This window comes from Mycolicibacterium alvei, from assembly GCF_010727325.1.
Taxonomy (GTDB): domain Bacteria; phylum Actinomycetota; class Actinomycetes; order Mycobacteriales; family Mycobacteriaceae; genus Mycobacterium; species Mycobacterium alvei.
Genome location: NZ_AP022565.1, coordinates 2,351,211 through 2,372,770, shown reverse-complemented (window position 1 = coordinate 2,372,770; position 21,560 = coordinate 2,351,211). Strand labels below are relative to the sequence as shown.

Here is a 21,560-nt window from a genome sequence, read left to right as displayed (position 1 = left end):
AGCTGATGCGGTACTACTACTCGGCCGATGCGATCCGCGAGGCCGAGGCGCCACTGCTGGAATCGCTGCCCGACGGTGTGCTGATGGGCCGCGCCGCGTATGGGCTGGCGACGGCGATCGCCACCGAACTGAAGATGCGGACCGGCGGTGTTGCCGGCCGGCGGATCTGTGCGGTGGTGGGTTCCGGTGACAACGGCGGCGACGCGCTGTGGGCGGCGACGTTCCTGCGTCGTCGCGGAGCGGCCGCTGACGCCGTCCTGCTCAACCCGGAGAAGGTTCACGCCAAGGGCCTGGCCGCCTTCCGGGGCGCCGGGGGCCGGGTGGTGTCCGGCGTCTCTGCAGCAACCGATCTGGTGATCGACGGCGTGGTCGGTATCTCCGGACGCGGGCCGCTGCGCGCCAACGCCGCAGCGGTCTTCGAGGCCGGCACCGCTCCCGTGGTCGCCGTCGACATCCCCAGCGGACTCGACGTGCAGACCGGCGCCGCTGACGGTGCCCACGTTCACGCCGTCCTGACCGTCACGTTCGGCGGCCTCAAACCGGTCCACGCATTGGGCGAATGTGGTCGTGTCGAGCTCGTCGACATCGGTCTGGACCTGGCGCCCACCGATCTGGCCGGCCTCGAGGCGTCCGACGTCCGGGAGCTGTGGCCGGTACCGAGTCCCCACGACGACAAGTACACCCAAGGGGTGACGGGCGTGCTGTCGGGTTCGGCCACCTATCCCGGTGCGGCCGTGCTGAGCACCGGGGCCGCGGTGGCCGCCACCTCCGGGATGGTCCGCTACGCGGGAACTGCTGCACCGCAGGTGCTTTCACACTGGCCCGAGGTGATCGCCGCGCCCAGCGCGCAGGAGGCCGGCCGGGTCCAGGCCTGGGTGGTCGGGCCCGGACTGGGCACCGACGACACGGCCAAGGCCGCTCTGCGTTTCGCGCTCGAATCCGACCTTCCGGTGATCGTCGACGCCGACGCTCTCACGCTGCTGGCCGCCGACCCCGGTCTGCTCAGCGGGCGCAGTGCACCGACCGTGCTCACCCCGCATGCCGGCGAATACCAGCGGCTGGCCGGTGATCCACCGGGCGCCGACCGGGTTGCCGCCACCCGCGGCCTGGCCGAACGACTCGGCGCCACCGTGCTACTCAAGGGCAACGTCACCGTCATCGCCTCACCCGGGCGATTAGGCACGATGACCTACCTCAACCCCGCCGGCCAAAGCTGGGCTGCCACCGCCGGATCCGGCGATGTGCTGTCGGGCATCATCGGGGCACTACTGGCCGCCGGACTGCCCGCCGGTGAAGCCGCCGCCGCGGCCGCCTTCGTCCATACCCGCGCCGCCAATCTGTCGGCGGCCGATCCGGGTCCCCGCCCGGCGCCCACCTCGGCGTCACGAATCCTCGCCCATGTCCGAGCCGCGATCGCCGCGCTGTAGAAGAAAAGGATCTCCATGCCGCACAAGCACCCTCGTACCCCGCATATCTCTCCGGCCTACACCGGCAGACTGGCGATGGCCCCGGTTCCGTCGCTGCGCCTACCCGATGAGGCGATGGAACCCGATGCGGCCTACCGCTTCATCCACGACGAGCTGATGCTCGACGGCAGCTCACGGTTGAACCTGGCGACGTTCGTCACGACGTGGATGGACCCCGAGGCCGAGAAGCTGATGGCCGAGACGTTCGACAAGAACATGATCGACAAGGACGAGTACCCGGCCACCGCGGCGATCGAAGCGCGCTGCGTGAGCATGGTTGCCGACCTCTTCCACGCCGAGGATCTGAGCGACGAGGACTCATCGGCCGCATGCGGCGTCTCCACGATCGGCTCCAGCGAGGCCGTCATGCTGGGCGGCCTGGCCATGAAGTGGCGGTGGCGCGAGAAGGTCGGCAACAACTGGAAGGGGCGCACCCCCAACCTGGTGATGGGCTCCAACGTCCAGGTGGTGTGGGAGAAGTTCTGCCGGTACTTCGACGTCGAACCGCGCTACCTGCCGATGGAAGAAGGGCGCTACGTCATCACCCCCGAGCAGGTGCTCGACGCGGTCGACGAGGACACCATCGGCGTCGTCGCGATCCTGGGCACCACCTACACCGGGGAGTTGGAGCCGATCGCGGAGATCTGCGCGGCCCTGGATCAGCTCGCATCGGGGGAAAATGGGGTCAAGGGTCCTGACGTTCCCGTGCACGTCGACGCCGCCAGTGGCGGATTCGTCGTCCCGTTCCTGCATCCCGACCTGGAGTGGGACTTCCGCCTGCCGCGCGTGGTGTCGATCAACGTCAGCGGCCACAAGTACGGGCTGACCTACCCGGGCATCGGCTTCGTGGTGTGGCGCAGCAAGGAGTACCTGCCCGAGGACCTGGTGTTCCGGGTCAACTACCTCGGCGGGGACATGCCGACCTTCACCCTGAACTTCTCGCGGCCCGGCAACCAGGTGGTGGGCCAGTACTACAACTTCCTGCGGCTGGGCCGGGCCGGCTACACCCAGGTGATGCAGTGTCTGTCGCAGACGGCGCGCTGGCTGGGAGACGAGCTCCGCGACAGCGAGCACTTCGAGCTGATCAGTGACGGGTCGGCGATCCCCGTGGTCAGCTTCCGGCTCAAGGGCAAACCCCGATACACCGAGTTCGACGTGTCCGAAGGATTGCGCTCCTTCGGCTGGCAGGTACCGGCCTACACGATGCCCGACGACGCCACCGACGTCGTCGTGCTGCGGGTTGTCGTGCGGGAGGGATTCTCGGCCGACCTGGCCCGCGCACTCAAGGACGACTTGGTCACGGTGCTCGGGCGGCTCGACAAACTCAAGCCGAGCGGAGCCTTCAACGACCTGCAGCCGTTTGCGCACTAGATGCACTAGATGCACTAGATCGGCCCGCAGCAGGTCCGCTGATCTGCCCCGATACCTGCCTCTGGGACAATGGTCGGCGGTGATATGACATGCAGACGACCGAAATCGAGACATCGTTGACCCCACACGCATCGCCGCGGGCGATGGTGGACCTCGGCGCGATCGACCACAACGTCCGCCTGCTGGGTGAACATGCCGGCAACGCCCAGGTGATGGCGGTGGTCAAGGCCGACGGGTACGGGCACGGCGCCGTCGAGGTGGGCCGGGCCGCACTGGCCGCCGGAGCCGCCGAACTCGGGGTGGTGACCATCGCCGAGGCAGTTGAGCTGCGGGCCGCCGGGATCACCGCCCCGGTGCTGTGCTGGCTGCACTCGCCGGGCACCGACTTCGCGCCCGCGCTGGAAAACGATGTGCAGATCGCGGTGTCTTCGGTGCGCCAGCTCGACGACGTGCTCGACGCCGTCCGCCGGACCGGCCGCACCGCGAGCGTCACGGTGAAGGTGGACACCGGTCTGAGCCGCAATGGTGTCAGCCCGGCAGATTTCCCCGCGATGGTCGCAGCGCTGGGCCGGGCCCAGGCCGACGGTGCGATCCGGGTGCGCGGCATCATGAGTCACCTGGTGCACGGCGACGAGCCCGACAATCCGTTCAACGAGCTGCAGGGCAAGCGCCTGACCGCGATGCGGGAGCAGGCCGCCGAGCGGGGCGTGGTGTTCGAGGTGGCCCACATCGCGAACTCGCCGGCGGCGATGACCCGGCCGGATCTGGCGTTCGACATGGTGCGGCCCGGAATCGCGGTCTACGGGCTGAGCCCGATCCCGGAGCGCGGCGATATGGGTCTGCGTCCTGCCATGACATTGAAATGCCCTGTGGCGCTGGTACGTTCGGTGCATACGGGTGATGGAGTGTCCTACGGTCACCGGTGGATCGCCGACCGGGACACCAGGCTGGCGTTGCTGCCGGTGGGGTACGCCGACGGTATCTTCCGCTCGTTGAGCGGGCGGATCGAGGTGCTGATCAACGGCAGGCGCTGCCCGGCCGTCGGGCGGATCTGCATGGACCAGTTCGTTGTCGACCTAGGCCCGGACGTCACCGACGTCGCCGAAGGTGACGACGCCATCCTGTTCGGCCCCGGCACCCACGGTGAACAGACCGCCCAGGACTGGGCCGAACTGCTCGGCACCATCAACTACGAGGTGGCCACCAGCCCACGCGGCCGGATCACCCGCACCTACCTGCAGGCAGGTCGCGAGCGTTGAGTCGCAATGCTCAGTGGCTGGCCGGTGCCGCCGGGCTCACCGCGGTGAGCTCGGTGGCGGGCAGATCGGTGGCGCGGTCGCTGACCCGGCGCAGCGCCGGTGAGGATCCCTACCTGGGTGAGGATTTCGAACGCCTGGACGCCGACCGTAGTTCGGTGGTGACGACCGAGGACGGGGTACCGCTGGCGGTACGTGAAGTCGGCCCCAACGACGCACCGCTGACGGTGGTTTTCGCCCACGGATTCTGTTTGCGTATGGGCGCCTTCTACTTTCAGCGCATCCGGTTGGCCGAACAGTGGGGCCCGCAGGTGCGCATGGTGTTCTACGACCAGCGCGGCCACGGCCAGTCGGGGACCGCGTCGCCGGACACCTACACCGTCGAACAACTCGGTCGTGATCTGGAAGCGGTTCTGGCGGTGACGGTTCCACGCGGCCCCGCGGTGCTGGTCGGCCATTCGATGGGCGGCATGACCGTTCTTTCGCATGCCCGGCAATTCCCGCATCGCTACCGGAAACAGATCGTCGGCGCCGCGGTGATCTCCTCGGCGGTCGAGGGCGTGGCACGCTCACCGCTGGGGGAGATTCTGCGCAACCCGGCGCTGGAGGCGGTGCAGTTTTTGGCCCGCTATGCCCCCGGCGTGGTGCACCGCGGCCGCGGCGCGGCCCGGTCGGTGATCGGGCCGATCCTGCGTGCGGCGTCCTACGGCGACGAGTCGGTCAGTCCGAGCGTGGTCGAGTTCTCCCAACGGATGATGCACGGCACGTCGATCACCACCCTGGTCGAATTCCTGCACGCCCTCGAGGTCCACGACGAGGCCGGTGCCCTGAAGGTGCTGGCCAAGGTGCCGACACTGATCGCCTGTGGTGATCGGGACCTGCTCACCCCAATGGAATACTCAAAGGCCATGGCCGCACAGCTACCCCGCTCCGAACTGGTGATCGTCGGGGGAGCCGGTCATCTGGTCCAGCTTGAGGAGCCCGTGGTGATCGACGACGCACTGGTCCGTCTGGTGGAGCGGGCCACCCCGTCCAAACTGGTCACCTTGACCCGCCGGGTCCGCGACCGGGTCCGGTTCCGTGGCTGAGCGCAGCGCCGGTACGGCCGAACTCGCCACCACCGAGGACACCATCGCCCTGGGCGCGACGCTGGGTGCCGGGCTGAAAGCCGGTGACGTGGTGGTGTTGTCGGGTCCGCTGGGGGCAGGCAAGACCGTGATGGCCAAGGGGATCGCGGCGGCCATGGATGTGGACGGCCCGGTGGTCTCACCGACGTACGTGCTGGCCCGGGTGCATCGCGCCCGGCAGGCAGGCCGGCCGGCGATGGTGCACGTGGACATGTACCGACTGCTCGACCATCCCGGTGTCGACCTACTGGGGGAGCTCGATGCGCTCGACCTCGACACCGATCTCGACGACGCCGTCGTGGTGGTCGAGTGGGGTGAGGGCCTGGCCGAACGGCTCTCCGATCATCACCTGGACATCCGTATCGAGCGCGACACCGACACCGAGACGCGCACGGTGATCTGGCAGTGGAGCGCCCCATGAACATCTTGACCATCGACACCGCGACCCCGGCGGTCAGCGCCGGAGTGGTCCGTCGTGCCGAGGACGGCACGGCGCAGACCCTCGCCGAACGGGTGACCGTCGATGCCCGTGCCCACGCCGAACAGCTCACCCCGAACGTGCTCGGCGCCGTGGCCGATGCCGGAATCACCGTCGCAGATCTCGACGCGATCGTCATCGGGTGTGGACCCGGCCCGTTCACCGGCCTGCGGGTGGGCATGGCGAGTGCTGCGGCGTTCGGCCATGCGTTGGGCATTCCGGTCCACGGAGTATGCAGCTTGGACGGCATCGGAATCCATACCGACGGCGACGTATTGGTGGTCACCGATGCCCGGCGGCGCGAGGTGTACTGGGCGCACTACCGGGACGGAGTCCGGGTCGACGGCCCGTCCGTCAACGCACCCGCCGATGTGGCGGCCGTACTGGCCAGCTCGGTCGCCGCGGTGGCCGGTTCCCCCGAGCACGCGGCGCTGTTCGCGCTGCCCCGGCTCGACCTCGTGTACCCGACCCCTGCCGGCCTGGTGCACGCCGTCGCGGATTGGGGCGACCCGCAGCCTCTGGTGCCGCTGTATCTGCGCCGGCCCGACGCCAAACCTTCTGCGGCGGTGCGCAAATGACGGTGTTCGACGCCCTTGGCCGTGCCGATGCCACGCGGTGCGCTGAGCTGGAAGCCAAGCTGTTCGTCGGTGACGATCCTTGGCCGGCGACGGCATTCCTGGCCGAACTCGACGCCAAACACAATCGCTATATCGCGGCCCGCAGCGACGGGGTGTTGGTCGGCTACGCCGGGATCTCCCGGTTGGGTCGAATGCGCCCGTATGAATACGAGATCCACACCATCGGTGTCGACCCCGACTTCCAGGGGCAGGGGATCGGACGTCGGCTGCTCGACGACCTGCTCGACTTCGCCTCGGGCGGAACGGTTTTCCTGGAAGTCCGCACTGACAACGAACCGGCCATCGCGCTGTATGAGAGCGCCGGATTCGTCAACATCGGCCTGCGCAAGCGGTACTACCGCGTCAGTGGGGCTGACGCCTACACCATGCAACGCCTTCCCCAAGGGGGCCCGACGTGATCATTCTGGCCATCGAAAGTTCTTGTGACGAAACCGGAGTCGGTATCGCCGACCTCGCGGAAGACGGAACGGTAAAGCTTCTTGCCGATGAGGTCGCCTCCAGCGTCGACGAGCACGCGCGCTACGGCGGCGTCGTCCCCGAGATCGCGTCGCGGGCCCACCTCGAGGCCCTGGGCCCGACCATGCGTCGCGCCCTGGATGCCGCAGGAATCGACCGCCCCGACGTCGTCGCCGCGACCATCGGTCCCGGACTGGCCGGGGCTCTGCTGGTCGGGGTGGCCGCCGCCAAGGCGTACGCGGCAGGCTGGAACGTCCCCTTCTACGGCGTCAACCACCTGGGCGGGCACTTGGCCGCCGACGTCTACGACCACGGCCCGCTGCCCGAGAGCGTCGGCCTGCTCGTCTCGGGTGGGCACACCCACCTGCTGCATGTGCGGTCATTGGGCGAGCCGATCGTCGAGTTGGGCAGCACCGTCGACGACGCGGCCGGGGAGGCTTACGACAAGGTGGCCCGGCTACTCGGACTGGGTTATCCGGGCGGACGGGTACTCGACGAGCTGGCCCGCAGCGGTGACCGCGACGCCATCGTCTTTCCGCGGGGGATGACGGGGCCGCGTGACGACCCGTACGTGTTCAGCTTCTCGGGGCTCAAGACCGCGGTGGCCCGGTATGTAGAAGGTCACCCGGAGGCTTCGCAGGCGGATGTGGCGGCCGGCTTCCAGGAGGCTGTCGCCGATGTGCTGACCGCCAAGGCGGTCCGCGCGGCCACCGATCTGGGGGTGTCCACCCTGCTGATCGCGGGCGGGGTGGCGGCCAACTCACGCCTTCGCGAACTCGCCGAGGAACGCTGCGCGGCTGCGGGCCTGACGTTGCGGGTGCCGCGGCCACGGTTGTGCACCGACAACGGCGCGATGATCGCCTCGTTCGCCGCGCACCTGATCGCCGCCGGTGCGGAGCCGTCGCCGCTGGATGTGGCCAGCGATCCGGGTCTGCCGGTGGTGCAGGGGCAGGTGGCATGAGCGTCGCGGACAAGCTCGAGGTCACCGAGCTGCTGTACCGCTACGGCGAGCTGATCGACGCCGGTGACTTCGACGGGGTCGGGGAGCTGCTCGGTCGCGGCTCGTTCATGGGTGTGGCGGGTGCGCCGGCCATCGCCCAGTTGTTCGCGTCGACGACGCGTCGATTCCCCGAGCACGGCAATACCCCACGCACCCGGCATCTGGTGCTCAACCCGATCGTCGACGTCGATGGTGACCGGGCAACCGCCCGCTCGACCTTCTGTGTGGTGCAGAAGACCGACACCGTGGTGCTGCAGCCCATCGTGGTCGGGCGGTATTTCGACTCGTTCGCCCGCGGCGAAGACGGCTGGTACTTCACCGAGCGCCGAGTCGATGTCGAAATGGTCGGCGACGTGTCCGAGCATCTGAACATCGCTCTGAGCAAATACGGCGCATGACATCGCCCGAGGCGGGTAGGTCCGTCTTTCTCGCCTGTTCGTCAAAGCGCTCAGATGCCCCATTGGTTACTGCTGGTGCTGCTGGAATTCTTGGTCGACGAGTCCGTGACCTTCCCCGTCGAATCTCGGTTTTCGGTGGTAGTCGATGTCTTGATCGTTGTGGAACCGTCCCGTTTGATCGTGGTGTCGGTATTGGACTTCGACGTGGACGACGAGCCGTCGTGATGCCTCGTCGTGTTCGTCTCCTTCTTGTTTTCGAAGCTGCTGCCGTCCTTCTTGTCGGTCCTGGTGACGTCGGTGGTCTTGGTCGACGTCGAGCCGTCGTACTTGTTGTGGGACTTGACGCTCTCTGAAGTCTTGGTGTGGTCGCCGGTGCGGTCCTTCCACTGGTCGCTGGTGCGGACCGTTGTGGTGCCGTCTTTGTGCTTGCTCTCCGATGACTTGTCGTGGACGGCGCCGTCCTTGCCTTTCTCCTGCCAGGTCCGTTTCTGATCGCCTCCGGCGCGGTCCTCGGCGTGCCGGTAGCTGCGTGACGGGTCGTCGTGCGAGTCGCGCGGTTGGGTCGCCGAACGGTTATCTGTCGGGGTTCTCCGGTGTGTGACCTCAGGCATGGTCGTGCGCTCCTTCTGGTTGTGGGTCGGATTGCAGCTGCTGCTCGGCGAACAGGGCAATGAGTGCCCGCCGCGAGGCGACGGGGTGCGTCCATTTCTGGGCGCCGAGCATCTGTTGGGCGAAGCACAGGCCGAGCCGGTCCGCATTACGGTTGATGCGTGGCAGGTCTGCGTCCCTGGCATCGAACGGGTTGACCTCGATCAGTTCAAAGGCGGCTGCTGTGCACACATCCCAGGTGGCTTGGCGTCGATTGCCGGCGCGGTCGTCGTAGCCCGCATCCGTCCATTGCTCATTGAACTGCCCTGACGCCACCAGTTCGGCCACTGGGACCGCACACGCACAAGCATCGGCGGCGTCGCTGGCCCAGATCTTGCTGCAGGCGGGGAAGGGACCGAAGCCCTCTGCGCGTAGCGCCCGCAGCGCTCCGCGCAGCTCGTCGAGGGTCGACGCGTCGGCGTGGCCGTCCGGCGCGGCACTGATCAGCTGCCCGATGAGGGTGGCTATCCGGCTCGTCTCGTCGAAGGGCCAACTGCCGCGTGCGCCTGCGGCGTCCGACCACTGTTCGGCTCCGCGGTGAATCACGCAGCGCAGAAAAGTGTTTCGGTCGATGTCGGGCGGCCGCATGGGCTCGATCAGAGCGACCACGTCCGGCCAGGTCCGCGCGAGGCCACCCGGGTTGTAGATTGCGGACAGCACCACGCGGCTGAATGCTCTTTTCACCGAAGGGGTTTCGACAACCTTAAGGGCTCGCGGGCAGGCGACCAGCTGGGCGCAAACGGTGGTCTGGAGCGTCCCGGTCATCCGGACGCGTACGTCCCCATCGGTGGGCCAGGTGCCCGATCCGCTCTTGCGGCGGTGGATCTGCAGCAGCAGTGACGCATCCTCGCCGTCGTTGAAAGCGACGGCCCAGCCGACCGGCATGGTCGCCAGGGCCGACTCCTGAGCCTTGGTCATGGCCATCGCGTCGGCGATCACCCCGCGGTCATCGCCGGCAACGAGGCGGTGTGCCAGTTTCAGGTTGGTGTTCTTGACCACGTCAGGCGCCAGTTTGGTGGGCACCTGATCGACCACCAACACACCTTGCCCGTAGGCCCTTATCTCGGAGAGTAGATTCGAAAATGTCTCGACTGCCTTGCCTTTCATATCGCCTTCGGCGTCCGGTCCGCCTTGTTTGGGGGCGGTGTTGGCCAGCAGTCGGTGTGCCTCCTCGATAACCATCAGGTGACGTAGCTTGTCGAAGTCGCCCTGAACGCGGCGGTGCTCGATCAGCCGGATCATCACCAGTCCCATCAGGAAGGCCTTGTCGTCGTCGTCACCCATGTCTTCCAGTTCGACGATGGTGGGCCGGCTCAACAATTCGGCGAAATCCAGGCCTTGGCGGGTATCCAGCATCCGGCCCTTGCCGCCGGTTCGTAGGCTGTTCAAGCGAGTGCGCAGCGCTGCACTGATGTCGTTGGCGACCTTGTCGTCGTAGCCGAGTTCGGGGACTGTGACTTCGACCTTGCGGACCAGCTCGGTCAGTGTGGGGAACGCGAGGGAACGATCTACACAACACCGCAGCCGGTGGTTGGTATTGGTGGTGATGTCCCAGCCGCGGTCGGTATAGACCTCGTGTAGACAGGTTTCCAGCACCTGTGGCAACGGGGTCCACATACCGAAGCTCGCGTTGAAGACCGCCCGCAACATGTCCAGGTGTACCGAGACCGAAATGCCCTCAGGTACTTCGAAGGGATTCAATCGGTACGGTGACACCATCTCGTCGCCGAGGGTGTATACCCTTATAGCAGAACCGATTTCAGTGTCGTTGAGCAGCGCCCGATATTCCGTCTTTGCGGGTTCGATCACCAGGAATGGAATGCGACGGGATGACACTTCGCCGAGGATCTGGAATACGGTATTGGTCTTTCCCGAACCGGTGACCCCGGAGATGAATCCGTGGCGGGTCAGGCGATCAGGGTCGATCGCGTAGGGATGCATACTCACAGTCCGGCGCTCGACGACGTTGCCCAGCGCAATGTCCGCGGCACCGGCGGGCAGGGTGACGACATCGAAATCGGCGATGTCGCTGATCGCGAATCCGGGTGTCTCCACCTGCGGCAACTGAAGGTAGGTGGCCAGTTGGCCCGAGGTGAGCAAGGTTTGGTGCTCGAACGGATGCCGGTAATAGCCGGGCGCCGATTCCGCGGACACCGGGTCCGGCAGTACCCAACCGTCTGCCAGCGCCGGGACGTCGACCCGGCTGAAAACCCGCAGCGGTTCAGGGGCGGAATCGGCTCCGAAGTAGATGCCACGCCACAGGCTGGCCGCCTCGTCGTAGCCGTCCTGGTCGCTGAGTAGGTAGACCGCGGTGCGCCAGGTTCCCGATCCCTGCCCGGAGTTCAGCGAATCCAATTGCCCAGCAAGAATTTGCAGGTAACTCTCGGCCAGTGGGCTGGGTACTCCGAAGTCCGCGGTATCGGTCTGCACCGTCCGCATCTCGTTGATCAGCCTGATCCGTAGATCGCGGATGGCGGTGTCGTCCACGGGTTGCGCCAACACGAGCGCCGACCAGGAACGACCGGCCAGCGCGCGCAAGAGGCGATCTACCTGGCGGACCCCTTCTCGTGCGGTAGGCAGTTTGAACGTAGGTATCCCCATGACCAGGCCGCCGCGTTGCCACTGCCCGGTTTGCGGCGAAACCGGGGTGATGTCGATAGCCGGGTACAGCGAGCGCAGAGCCGAATCCAGCACCTTGGTGTGGCGGGTGAGCGCTGAGGAGTTGGAGATGCCGGGCAGCCACGTGCCGAACTCGACGCGCGCGGTGCCGCGGTCATGTCCGATCCGGAATGCCAGCGGCACACGGGACATGTGCAACCCGGCCAGCAGGTCGTCGACGCCCAACGTGTCGTCGGCGAGGTGCGACGTCTTCTCCTGCTTGCCCAACCGTCCGATACCGGTGATCCGCAGCATGCTGCGCTGTGCGGTCGGGGCGCGGGTGACTCGCGTCGGATCCACCGGAGGTGGCTCGAACCCCACCCGCTGGATGTAGTCGAGATTGGCGGTGCTGACGATGTCGCTGCTCACGGCGTGCCAGTAAGGTCATCGCATTGACTGAAATGGGCCCCGGCGTCGGCGGCGTCCTCACACCATTGACGTTGCATCTGATCGCGTTCCTGGCGGAAGGTGTTTTCCGTTTGTTGCCGGTCCCGGTCGAAATTCGACGTGCCCCAATGGGCCAGCCCCAAGCCGATCGCTCCGAATATGACGGCGGGCACTAGAAGGACACCGGCCGCCAGCGCCAGGGTTTTGCCGGGCGACCAGTTCCGCGATTTGGTTGATTCCCGGGTGGTCAGATTCTCCACCTGAGTGGCGATGATGGTGCCGGTGTCCCATTGCCCGTGCACGCGCACACGGTCACCCTCGTGCACATCGAGATCCTTGCCGAAGGCGCCGCCGAACGAGACGAACTGTACGGGGATGCGTTGGCGCCGGCCGCCCTCGTGATCGAATTGCTCGACCCGGAAGTGCACGATCGCACGCCCGTTGACCGGCATGCGTTTCTCGACATTTCGGACCTGGCCTTCGACCAGAGCGCTCCCGGCCTGGCGCTGCCGGGGCCGGGACGGCGCCGGCCCGACATCCTGCCGATGGCGCTGCGGGGCATCATCCGCGGCTTGCGGTTTCCATGAGTAGGCGCTGTCGACCATTGTTCCGCTCCCCATGCTGAAGTTCGGGCAATGGACTCAGCATCCTGGCGCGATACGCGCTGAACATCAGTAGTCGACTACTCCAGTTTGTGGTTGCGACCGTCGGGCTACTCGTAGGGCCGCCTGGTACGGCCCCTAAAGCACAGGCCCCCCTTGAGTGCTAGCACTCGCATGTATAGAGTGCTAGGTGGCATGCGGCCTACCCCAGCGCCGGCACCCGCGACGACGGAGCGAGGGCACGGACGCTTGCCGAACACCTGGTAACCGGCATCTGGGGATCCCCCCGGATCCACACCCCGACAAGTGGAGGGCTTCCATCGTGGCAGTCAACATCAAGCCACTCGAGGACAAGATCCTCGTTCAGGCCAACGCGGCCGAGACCACGACCGCTTCCGGTCTGGTCATCCCCGACACCGCCAAGGAAAAGCCGCAGGAAGGCACCGTCGTCGCAGTTGGCCCCGGCCGCTGGGATGAGGATGGCGAGAAGCGGATCCCCCTGGACGTTGCTGAGGGCGACACCGTGATCTACAGCAAGTACGGCGGCACCGAGATCAAGTACAACGGCGAGGAGTACCTGATCCTGTCGGCGCGCGACGTGCTGGCTGTCGTCAACAAGTAAGTACTCGTGCGACCGCCCCGGAGATCCCCGTGTTCAGCGCGGGTGATGTCCGGGGCGGTATGCGTTCTCAAGCAGAAAGACATCTATGAGCAAGCAGATTGAGTTCAACGAGACTGCGCGCCGTGCCATGGAGGCGGGCGTCGACAAGCTCGCCGACGCGGTCAAGGTGACGCTGGGTCCGCGCGGTCGGAACGTGGTGCTGGCCAAGGCTTTCGGTGGACCGCAGGTCACCAATGACGGTGTGACCATCGCGCGCGAGATCGACCTGGAAGACCCGTTCGAGAACCTCGGTGCCCAGCTGGTGAAGTCGGTGGCGACCAAGACCAACGACGTCGCCGGCGACGGCACCACCACGGCCACCGTCTTGGCGCAGGCCCTGGTCAAGGCCGGTCTGCGCAACGTGGCTGCCGGTGCCAACCCCATTGCGCTGGGTCTGGGCATCAGCAAGGCCGCCGACGCGGTGTCCGAGGCATTGTTGGCCGCGGCTACCCCGGTGTCGGACAAGACCTCCATCGCGCAGGTCGCCACGGTTTCCTCGCGCGACGAGCAGATCGGTGAGCTGGTCGGCGAGGCCATGACCAAGGTCGGTCACGACGGTGTGGTCACCATCGAGGAGTCCTCGACGCTGAACACCGAACTCGAGGTCACCGAGGGCGTCGGTTTCGACAAGGGGTTCATCTCGGCCTACTTCGTCAACGACTTCGACTCGCAGGAAGCGGTGCTCGAGGACGCGGTGGTGCTGCTGCACCGCGACAAGATCAGCTCGCTGCCCGACCTGCTGCCGCTGCTGGAGAAGGTCGCCGAATCCGGTAAGCCGCTGCTGATCATCGCCGAGGACATCGAGGGCGAGGCCCTGTCCACACTGGTCGTCAACGCGATCCGCAAGACGCTCAAGGCCGTCGCCGTCAAGGCGCCGTTCTTCGGCGATCGGCGCAAGGCGTTCCTGGATGATCTGGCGGTCGTCACCGGCGGTCAGGTCGTCAACCCCGACGTGGGCCTGGTGCTGCGCGAGGCCGGCCTGGACGTGCTGGGCTCCGCCCGTCGCGTCGTGGTCACCAAGGACAGCACCGTGATCGTCGACGGTGGCGGCTCCAAGGACGCGGTCGCCGATCGCGTCAAGCAGCTCAAGGCCGAGATCGAGACCACCGATTCCGACTGGGATCGGGAGAAGCTGCAGGAGCGGCTGGCCAAGCTGTCCGGCGGTGTCGCGGTGATCAAGGTCGGCGCGGCCACCGAGACCGACCTGAAGAAGCGCAAGGAAGCGGTTGAGGACGCCGTCGCGGCGGCCAAGGCTGCCGTCGAGGAGGGCATCGTCGTCGGTGGTGGTGCCGCACTCGTGCAGGCTCGCTCTGCCCTCGACAAGCTGCGCGGTGAGCTCAAGGGTGACGAGGCGCTCGGCGTCGACGTGTTCTCTTCCGCACTGTCGGCCCCGCTGTACTGGATCGCCACCAACGCCGGCCTGGACGGTTCGGTCGTGGTGAACAAGGTCAGCGAGCAGGCCAATGGGCAGGGCTTCAACGCCGCCACGCTGTCCTACGGCGATCTGGTCGCCGAGGGCATCGTGGACCCGGTCAAGGTGACCCGTTCGGCGGTGCTCAACGCCGCATCCGTGGCGCGCATGATCCTGACGACCGAGACGGCCGTCGTGGACAAGCCGGCCGAGGAAGAAGATCACGGGCACGGCCATCACGGCCACGCTCACTAAGTTCGTTTCGCGAAACACCCTCGGTCCGGTTGGGCCGGGGGTGTTTTCGTCATTTACGCGGCACTGTGTCGACGGAGCGTCGTCAGAGCCCGAAGATGACGATGCCGACGCCCACGACGATCGACGCCGAGAGGGATACCAACAGAAAGCTGACGATCTGTTCCTTTGTCGTTGAGGCCTGGTGGTCGGCCGCTGCGATCGGCGCGAGTTTGCGGCCGGCACCCCATGCCGCGGCGAGCAGCGTCGCCAGCCAGTTCGCGTAGGCGGAGTACACGATGAGTACGACTGCCACAACTGCCCAGGCGTGAGGCAAGTGGATGTATGGCCAGAGCAACCCGAGCAGCACGAGGAACATGCCGTTGAGAATCGCTTCGAGGTGGCTCGACAGCGCCATGCGCGGGTTTTTCAGCGTCGGCACGGCGAACCCGGTGAGCAGGCCGATCAGAAACAGGACCAGACCAAGCGTGAACAGCAATGTCTGCATGTCAGAACTGTAGGGACGGGTGGCCGCGCGCGTCTTGGATTGATCGTCAACCTGCGACTGCAAGTCGCGGCCACGTGCTTTAATCGCCCTTCATGGGGGATCCCTTCGTCGACGCCGATAGTTCTGACGAGTGGTTGACGACGATCGGTGATGTTGCAGTTTCGCAGTACTGGATATCGACGCCGATCGGCCAATTTCCGATCCGTGGAACCGAGTGGACGGTCACGGACATGTCCACCTCCGAAGAGCACCTCTCGAACAGTAGGGTCGTTCTGGCGATTGTGGGTTCCTTGTTCTGTCTGCTGGGCCTGCTTTTCCTGCTCGCGAAGGACGTGCGGCAGGTTGGGTTTATTCAGGTCACCGTCCAGGGCGACGGGTTCTGTCACTCGACGTTGGTTCCGGCGACCCACCCCGACACGGTTCTCGATGTCAGCGACGAAGTCGACTATGCGCGTGAGTTGGCGGGTCAGCTGCCCTAGTCCACGCGGGTTGCAGGCTCGATGAGTTTCGAGATCGCCCACGGTCGGTACGGGTATGACTGACGAAACCATCAGCACCGCTTGCACCATCGATGCATCGGCCGAAACCGTGTTCGCGGTGCTGGCCGACCCGAGCACCCATCAGGCGATCGACGGCACCGGGTGGGTCCGGGAGTCGCTCGACGGCAAGCCGCTCACCGAAACCGGCCAGATCTTCCGGATGGCGATGTACCACGACAACTACGGCGGCATGCACTACGAGATGGCCAACCGGGTCGAGGTTTTCGAGCCTCCGCACGCGATCGCCTGGCTGCCGGGCCAGGGCGCTGACGACGCCAACCTCGAGTTCGGCGGCTGGATCTGGCGCTACGACCTCGAGCCGCTCGGCGACGACCGGACGAACGTCACCCTGAGCTATGACTGGTCGGCGGTGCCGCAGGCCCTACGCGAACACATCGAGTTCCCGCCGTTCGACCGGCGGCACCTGGACAACTCGCTCAAGCACCTGGCCGGGCTGGCACAGGATCGGGTGTAGCGGTCGGCTGAATCGACACCAAGCGGAACGCGTCCGGCCGGGAGTCGTCAGCCACGAATCCGACGAGCAGACTGCCAGAGGGAAACTTGGTGGCCAGTTCGTTGAGGGTCCTGGGCAGGAACACCCTGGCCTTGGCGTTGCCGTACCAATTGGGGTCGGAGGGGGAGGTGTCGAGGTCACTGACCCTGTCAATCGAGGCGTCCCATTCCTGAACCGGGTCCGGCGGTGCGTCACCGAATCCCGCCGATTTCAGGTACGCATCCGCTGGCCCCGCCAGGGTGATCGCAGTCCCGCTGCCGACCGGCTTCCCGGTGATCGTCCCGTCGATGACGTCGGCCGTCGCCGACGTCAACCGCGTCGTGCAGACGTCGTCGACGACGTTGGGCGGCACACAGAAACCGGGCAGCGGCCCGGCGTGGGCCGGGGCGGCAGCCAGGACGGCCAGTGCTGCTGTGGCTGCACCGGCCGCGGCCACTGCGCGGGGCCAATGTTTCGGCATCGGCGTCTCCCTTCAGGCGCGAAGACCCGTCGGGACCGCGCTGACCTGTATGTCGGCCCGCCCGCCGCGCGAGTTACAGGCGTTGGAGGAGAAAACACTGCCGGCGACCAGTCCGTGGGTGTTTTGTTTCGACATGGACCGGATCTTTCAGTGGGTGTGGGATCGGTACGGACCGGTGTATTCGTGGGCCGTCTGCGTGCTGGTATACGTCGCGGGGCTGTCGGTTCACCTCGCCTACCCGTTGATCATCGTTGCGTTCGAGGGGTCCGATCGCTATGCCGAGGCGGCCGTCATCACCTTTGCCGCCCTGCTGGTGCGGGTTTACCTGATGGTTCTTCCCGGCTCGAAACTGCTGCGCCTGATCGAAACGTGGGCGGCAGGCCACGAGGTCGATCCGATGCAGGCGCTACGCGCCACGTTCACCTACGCGCGGGGGACGACTGCCCGAGTGCTTGCCATCGATGTGGTCTGGGTGCCTTGCGTCGCGGTCGTGGTCGGTACGGTCGCCGGGGCGACCGGATGGAGACTGATCCAGTACGGGATTGTGGGCGCCGCATACGGAGCGGCCACCGGACTGTTCGGTGTACACAGCTTCACCGAGGGATCGCTGCGGCCGGCGCGGGCTGCCATGGCCGGTGACACCGGAATTGGCGACTTCCTGCCGCGCTCGCGTCCGACATTTGCCGCCTGGTCTCACGTCACCATGCTCGCGATGGCGTTGGGGTTCTCTACCGGGGCCGCGATCACGGCGTCTGTGATCGACCGCGCCCGGGAGGACCCGATCGTCTCCTTGGCGATTGGGTGTGCGTTGACGCTGATCTCAGGGCCGATAGCGGTCATGGCGATGTCGCCCCTGTTGCGACCGATCCGCGACCTCGCCGAGGGGACCGATCGGGTTGCCGTCGGCGACTACAGTCAACGTCTGCCGGTGGTTCAGGACGACGACCTGGGAGCCCTGTCGGCGTCGTTCAACCGGATGCAGGCGGGACTGGCCGAGCGGCAACGCCTTCAAGCGGCATTCGGGACGTATGTCGACCCGGCCTTGGCGGCACGGCTGCTTGAGCAGGGTGACGATGTGTTCGCCGGTGAGCGTCGTGAGGTGACGGTCGCGTTCGTCGACGTCCGCGATTTCACGCCGTTCGCCGAGGCCAACAGTGCCGAGGACACCGTTGCCCAGCTCAATGCGCTGTTCGAGATCGTGGTGCCTGCGGTGGTCGATGCCGGCGGGCACGTGAACAAGTTCCTCGGTGACGGTGCATTGGCGGTGTTTGGTGCCCCGAATGACCTTGCGCACCACGCCGATGCGGCGGTGAGCGCCGCCGTGTCGATTCAGCGGATCGTCGGCGAAAGATTCGGCGGTGGCCTTCGGATCGGGATCGGCATCAATACCGGTGTGGTGATCGCGGGCACCATCGGCGGCGGAGGCAAGCTTGAGTTCACGCTGATCGGGGACACGGTCAATGTGGCTGCCCGTGTCGAGCAGCTCACCAAGACCACCGGTGACGCGATCTTGCTCACCCAGCAGACGTTGGATGCCTTGGTGTCTCGTCCGACCGGACTCGCGGACCGGGGAAGGCATGCGGTGAAAGGCAAGTCAGCCGAGGTGAAGGTTTTCGGGCTTGACCCCGCAAGCACGAAGGCGCACGGGTGACGAATCGGTACCGGACCGAGACCACGACACATCATGCGGTGGTGCGGCGTCTCACGCGATCTGGCCCAGAATGCGAACATGACGGAACCGCGCGGGGTCTCGCGTCAGACGTTCCTGCGGGGAGCCGTCGGGGCGTTGGCCGCCGGAGCAGTGTTCGGGTCGTCTCGGGCCGGCGCCGCCCCGGCCGGTTGGGGCGATCTCGCGGCTGCCATCAAAGGGCAGGTGATCCTGCCGGACAGCGGTGGTCAATTCGGTGCGGCCAAAAGCGTTTTCAACACCAACTTCAACGGTCTGACGCCCGCGGCGGTGGTCACCCCGTCATCGGCGACGGACGTACAGAGGGCGATGGAGTTCGCTGCAGCGCATAACCTCAAGGTCGCTCCACGCGGCGGCGGGCACTCCTATGTGGGCGCCTCGACCGCGAACGGCACCATGGTCATGGACCTGCGTCACCTGCCCGGCGACATCAACTACGACGCGGCGACGGGGTACGTCACGGTGGCGCCCGCGACCGGTCTGTACGCGATCCACCAGGCGCTGGCCGGAGCCGGCCGCGGCATCCCGACGGGTACCTGCCCGACGGTCGGCGCGGCCGGGCACGCCCTGGGCGGTGGGTTGGGCGCCCAATCGCGGCATGCGGGTCTGATGTCCGATCAGCTGGTGTCGGCGACGGTGGTGCTGCCCGGCGGCGCCGGAGTCACGGCGTCGGCCAACGAGCACCCGGATCTGTACTGGGCGCTACGTGGTGGAGGTGGCGGCAATTTCGGGGTGACGACCGCGCTGACCTTCGCCACCTTCCCGATCGGTGACGTGGACGTCGTCGGCCTGCATTTCCCGCTGGAGTCGTTCGCGCAGGTCCTCCTCGGGTGGCAGAACTGGCTGCGTACCGCCGACCGCAGTAGTTGGGCGCTGGCCGACACGATCACCGATCCGCAGGGCGCGCACTGTCGCATCTTGGCTACGTGCCCGGCCGGATCAGGCAAGAGCATCGGAGACGCGGTGATCAAAGCGGTGGGGCTGCAGCCATCCGGGACCGAGAACCGCACATTCAACTACCTGGATCTGGTGAAGTTTCTGGCGGCCGACAATCTCAACCCGTCGCCGCTCGGCTATGTCGGTGGATCCGATGTATTCCCGACGATCACCCCAGCCGCTGCCCAGGGGATCGCCGCGGCGTTCAATGCCTTTCCCGGCGGGGCCGGTCGCCCGATCGTGATCATGCACGCGCTCGACGGTGCGCTGGCCACCGTGGGTCCGGGTGACACGGCCTTTCCGTGGCGGCGGCAATCCGCCCTGGTGCAGTGGTATGTGGAAACCTCCGGTTCACCTGCGGCAGCGGCCAACTGGCTCACCATCGCCCACCAGGCCGTGGCACCGTATTCGGTCGGCGGCTACGTCAACTATCTCGAAGCGAACCAGCCGGCGTCGCGGTATTTCGGGGCCAATCTGTCCCGCCTGGCCGCCACCCGGCAGAAATATGACCCGGCCCGGATCATGTTCTCGGGCTTGAATTTCTGATCGCGGAATAGCTTTCACCCCCGAGACGGCAGCATCGGCCTAGCCTCGAAACGTTGGGTCTCACCTGCCACCTGGACGAGTGAAGGAACCGAGCATGCGAACAACTGTGATGTATGGGGCCGGCGACGTGCGGGTCGAGAACGTACCGGACCCCATTCTGAAGGAGCCGACCGACGCCCTCGTGCACGTCACCAGCGCCTGCATCTGTGGCAGTGACCTGTGGCCCTACCAGTCCATGCCGCACAAGTTCGATCGGACCATCGGCCTGGACGAGACCCCCGACGGTTACCGCGCGATGGCCGACCGCGAGGCCCTCAAGGTGTTGATCGAGCCATGACACCACTGCTGCTCCAGGACCGTGACGATCGCGGTGTCGTCACCCTCACGCTGAACCGTCCGCAGGCCTTCAACGCGTTGTCCGAGGCGATGCTGACCGCGTTGGGCGAGGCGATCGATGCGCTGGCCGAGGACACCACGGTGCGGGCCGTCATCCTCGGAGCGTCCGGCAAGGCGTTCTGCGCCGGGCATGACCTCAAGGAAATGCGGGCCGAACCGTCACTGGCGTACTACGAGCAGTTGTTCGAGCAGTGCACCCGCGTGATGCTGTCGATCCAGCGCCTACCGGTGCCGGTGATCGCCCGGGTTCAGGGCATCGCGACGGCGGCGGGTTGTCAGCTCGTCGCGATGTGCGACCTGGCGGTGGCGACGGACGACGCGCGCTTCGCGGTCAGCGGCGTCAACGTCGGGTTGTTCTGCGCGACTCCGGGAGTGGCGCTGTCGCGCAACGTGCCGCGCAAAGCTGCCTTCGAGATGCTCGTCACGGGCGAGTTCGTCTCAGCCGAGCAGGCTCGGGTGTTGGGGCTGGTCAATCGGGTGGCGTCGGCGGATGCCCTGGACGGCGAGATCGAGGCGATGGTCGCGAGCATCGTCTCGAAGCCACGTGTCGCCATCGCGATCGGAAAAGCGTTGTTCTACCGCCAGATTGATTCCGATATCGAATCCGCGTACGCCGACGCGGGCGCGACGATGGCCTGCAACATGATGGATCCGAGCGCCCTCGAGGGGGTGCAGGCGTTCATCGAGAAGCGGCCTCCCGCTTGGCCGCAGGCGCCGGCATAGCGGGTGGGTTGTCAGGCGGCGTGGCGACGATGGGCGCCCGCCGAGTCCGCTGCCAGGTCCTTCGATTCGCCGCCGGGAAGAACCGCCATGACCCGGTCGCTGGTGCGGTACATCTCGCGGTAGCGGTCCACCTGATCCTGGTCGATCAGGGTGGAGAACATGCTCACGTTGTGAGCCGCAGCGCCGGGGAGGCGGGCCTCGTTCAGCTTGCGGCCGCCGGCTCGGAAACCGGCCACGGCGCCGGCGAAGGAAGCGATCAATGCGGCGCCGGCGACGAACGCCAGGTCGCTGCCAAGTGCCATGGCGCCGACGAACAGTCCGAGCGAGACGAACGCGATGAGCAGTAGGACGTACGCGACAGTGGTAATCGGAATGCGGCGGAAGGTCTTGAGCATGGGGTCACCTCAATGGAGTCGAATGTTTCGACGATCGAAACGCTACGCGTATCGTATCGTTTGCTACG

Annotated in this window: 23 protein-coding genes and 1 pseudogene; 18 read left to right on the top strand and 6 right to left on the bottom strand. The window is 66.4% G+C overall.

Annotated features, from left to right (window positions below; all coding sequences use genetic code 11):
• Positions 1-5 precede the first annotated feature (5 nt).
• From G6N44_RS11430 to G6N44_RS11390, 9 genes are all read left to right on the top strand, one after another.
• On the top strand, positions 6-1,427 hold the full coding sequence (locus G6N44_RS11430; RefSeq protein WP_163664033.1) for an NAD(P)H-hydrate dehydratase: 1,422 nt from the start codon (positions 6-8) through the stop codon (positions 1,425-1,427).
• A 15-nt stretch (positions 1,428-1,442) separates the two neighbouring features.
• Entirely contained in the window at positions 1,443-2,837 is a 1,395-nt protein-coding gene (locus G6N44_RS11425; protein ID WP_163664031.1) for a glutamate decarboxylase, read from the top strand.
• Positions 2,838-2,926: 89 nt separating this feature from the next.
• Positions 2,927-4,096 (top strand): alanine racemase, encoded by a 1,170-nt coding sequence (gene alr, locus G6N44_RS11420; RefSeq protein WP_163664030.1) that lies wholly within the window; start codon positions 2,927-2,929, stop codon positions 4,094-4,096.
• Positions 4,093-5,181, top strand: a complete 1,089-nt coding sequence (locus G6N44_RS11415) for an alpha/beta fold hydrolase (protein ID WP_163664028.1) — start codon at positions 4,093-4,095, stop codon at positions 5,179-5,181. The genes alr and G6N44_RS11415 overlap by 4 nt, the downstream gene beginning before the upstream one ends.
• Entirely contained in the window at positions 5,174-5,641 is a 468-nt protein-coding gene (tsaE, locus tag G6N44_RS11410; RefSeq protein ID WP_163664026.1) for a tRNA (adenosine(37)-N6)-threonylcarbamoyltransferase complex ATPase subunit type 1 TsaE, read from the top strand. The genes G6N44_RS11415 and tsaE overlap by 8 nt, the downstream gene beginning before the upstream one ends.
• Complete coding sequence (gene tsaB, locus G6N44_RS11405) at positions 5,638-6,276, top strand: tRNA (adenosine(37)-N6)-threonylcarbamoyltransferase complex dimerization subunit type 1 TsaB (RefSeq protein WP_163664023.1); 639 nt, start codon at positions 5,638-5,640, stop codon at positions 6,274-6,276. Before tsaE ends, tsaB begins: the two co-directional genes overlap by 4 nt.
• Positions 6,273-6,734, top strand: coding sequence for a ribosomal protein S18-alanine N-acetyltransferase (rimI, locus tag G6N44_RS11400; RefSeq protein WP_163664020.1), 462 nt, complete (start codon positions 6,273-6,275; stop codon positions 6,732-6,734). Before tsaB ends, rimI begins: the two co-directional genes overlap by 4 nt.
• On the top strand, positions 6,731-7,753 hold the full coding sequence (gene tsaD / locus G6N44_RS11395) for a tRNA (adenosine(37)-N6)-threonylcarbamoyltransferase complex transferase subunit TsaD (protein ID WP_163664018.1): 1,023 nt from the start codon (positions 6,731-6,733) through the stop codon (positions 7,751-7,753). Before rimI ends, tsaD begins: the two co-directional genes overlap by 4 nt.
• Positions 7,750-8,190 carry a nuclear transport factor 2 family protein gene (locus G6N44_RS11390; protein WP_163664016.1) on the top strand — a complete coding sequence of 147 codons (441 nt, stop codon included), beginning with the start codon at positions 7,750-7,752 and terminating at the stop codon, positions 8,188-8,190. The genes tsaD and G6N44_RS11390 overlap by 4 nt, the downstream gene beginning before the upstream one ends.
• A 50-nt stretch (positions 8,191-8,240) precedes the next feature.
• Here G6N44_RS11390 and G6N44_RS11385 read toward each other — a convergent pair whose 3' ends face one another.
• Genes G6N44_RS11385 through G6N44_RS11375 form a run of 3 tightly spaced genes read right to left on the bottom strand, consistent with a single transcriptional unit; the run spans position 8,241 to position 12,209 of the window.
• Positions 8,241-8,801 (bottom strand): hypothetical protein, encoded by a 561-nt coding sequence (locus G6N44_RS11385; protein WP_163664013.1) that lies wholly within the window; start codon positions 8,799-8,801, stop codon positions 8,241-8,243.
• Positions 8,794-11,865: an ATP-binding protein gene (locus tag G6N44_RS11380; protein WP_163664011.1), complete on the bottom strand. Its 3,072-nt coding sequence runs from the start codon at positions 11,863-11,865 to the stop codon at positions 8,794-8,796. Before G6N44_RS11380 ends, G6N44_RS11385 begins: the two co-directional genes overlap by 8 nt.
• Positions 11,862-12,209, bottom strand: coding sequence for a hypothetical protein (locus G6N44_RS11375; protein WP_163664009.1), 348 nt, complete (start codon positions 12,207-12,209; stop codon positions 11,862-11,864). The genes G6N44_RS11380 and G6N44_RS11375 overlap by 4 nt, the downstream gene beginning before the upstream one ends.
• Here G6N44_RS11375 and G6N44_RS11370 point away from each other — a divergent pair.
• From G6N44_RS11370 to groL, 3 genes are all read left to right on the top strand, one after another.
• Positions 12,204-12,470, top strand: a complete 267-nt coding sequence (locus G6N44_RS11370) for a hypothetical protein (protein ID WP_163664007.1) — start codon at positions 12,204-12,206, stop codon at positions 12,468-12,470. The two genes, G6N44_RS11375 and G6N44_RS11370, sit on opposite strands and share 6 nt — an antisense overlap.
• A 334-nt stretch (positions 12,471-12,804) precedes the next feature.
• Entirely contained in the window at positions 12,805-13,107 is a 303-nt protein-coding gene (groES, locus tag G6N44_RS11365; RefSeq protein ID WP_163669842.1) for a co-chaperone GroES, read from the top strand.
• 85 nt (positions 13,108-13,192) lie between these two features.
• Positions 13,193-14,812, top strand: coding sequence for a chaperonin GroEL (groL, locus tag G6N44_RS11360; RefSeq protein ID WP_163664005.1), 1,620 nt, complete (start codon positions 13,193-13,195; stop codon positions 14,810-14,812).
• Positions 14,813-14,894: 82 nt separating this feature from the next.
• Here groL and G6N44_RS11355 read toward each other — a convergent pair whose 3' ends face one another.
• Complete coding sequence (locus G6N44_RS11355) at positions 14,895-15,296, bottom strand: styrene oxide isomerase (RefSeq protein ID WP_163664003.1); 402 nt, start codon at positions 15,294-15,296, stop codon at positions 14,895-14,897.
• A gap of 92 nt (positions 15,297-15,388) precedes the next feature.
• On the opposite strand from G6N44_RS11355, the gene G6N44_RS11350 reads away from it, so the two are divergent.
• Positions 15,389-15,775 (top strand): hypothetical protein, encoded by a 387-nt coding sequence (locus G6N44_RS11350; protein ID WP_163664001.1) that lies wholly within the window; start codon positions 15,389-15,391, stop codon positions 15,773-15,775.
• Positions 15,776-15,830: 55 nt separating this feature from the next.
• Positions 15,831-16,310: an SRPBCC family protein gene (locus G6N44_RS11345; RefSeq protein WP_163663999.1), complete on the top strand. Its 480-nt coding sequence runs from the start codon at positions 15,831-15,833 to the stop codon at positions 16,308-16,310.
• Here the strand turns inward: G6N44_RS11345 and G6N44_RS11340 are convergent.
• Entirely contained in the window at positions 16,273-16,809 is a 537-nt protein-coding gene (locus tag G6N44_RS11340; RefSeq protein ID WP_163663997.1) for a hypothetical protein, read from the bottom strand. The two genes, G6N44_RS11345 and G6N44_RS11340, sit on opposite strands and share 38 nt — an antisense overlap.
• 133 nt (positions 16,810-16,942) lie before the next feature.
• Here G6N44_RS11340 and G6N44_RS11335 point away from each other — a divergent pair, with 133 nt between their 5' ends.
• The 4 genes and pseudogenes from G6N44_RS11335 to G6N44_RS11320 all read left to right on the top strand — a co-directional run bounded on the left by G6N44_RS11335 (position 16,943) and on the right by G6N44_RS11320 (position 21,097).
• Positions 16,943-18,460, top strand: a complete 1,518-nt coding sequence (locus G6N44_RS11335) for an adenylate/guanylate cyclase domain-containing protein (protein WP_163669840.1) — start codon at positions 16,943-16,945, stop codon at positions 18,458-18,460.
• Between the two features lie 78 nt (positions 18,461-18,538).
• Positions 18,539-19,978: an FAD-dependent oxidoreductase gene (locus tag G6N44_RS11330; RefSeq protein ID WP_163663995.1), complete on the top strand. Its 1,440-nt coding sequence runs from the start codon at positions 18,539-18,541 to the stop codon at positions 19,976-19,978.
• 94 nt (positions 19,979-20,072) lie between these two features.
• Positions 20,073-20,225: pseudogene (locus G6N44_RS11325) on the top strand (IMP dehydrogenase); the annotation flags it as partial.
• An 86-nt stretch (positions 20,226-20,311) separates the two neighbouring features.
• Positions 20,312-21,097 carry an enoyl-CoA hydratase gene (locus G6N44_RS11320; protein ID WP_163663992.1) on the top strand — a complete coding sequence of 262 codons (786 nt, stop codon included), beginning with the start codon at positions 20,312-20,314 and terminating at the stop codon, positions 21,095-21,097.
• Positions 21,098-21,108: 11 nt separating this feature from the next.
• Here G6N44_RS11320 and G6N44_RS11315 read toward each other — a convergent pair whose 3' ends face one another.
• The gene (locus G6N44_RS11315; RefSeq protein ID WP_163663990.1) at positions 21,109-21,492 is read right to left on the bottom strand and encodes a hypothetical protein; all 384 of its coding nucleotides are present in this window, start codon (positions 21,490-21,492) and stop codon (positions 21,109-21,111) included.
• Between the last annotated feature and the right edge of the window lie 68 nt (positions 21,493-21,560).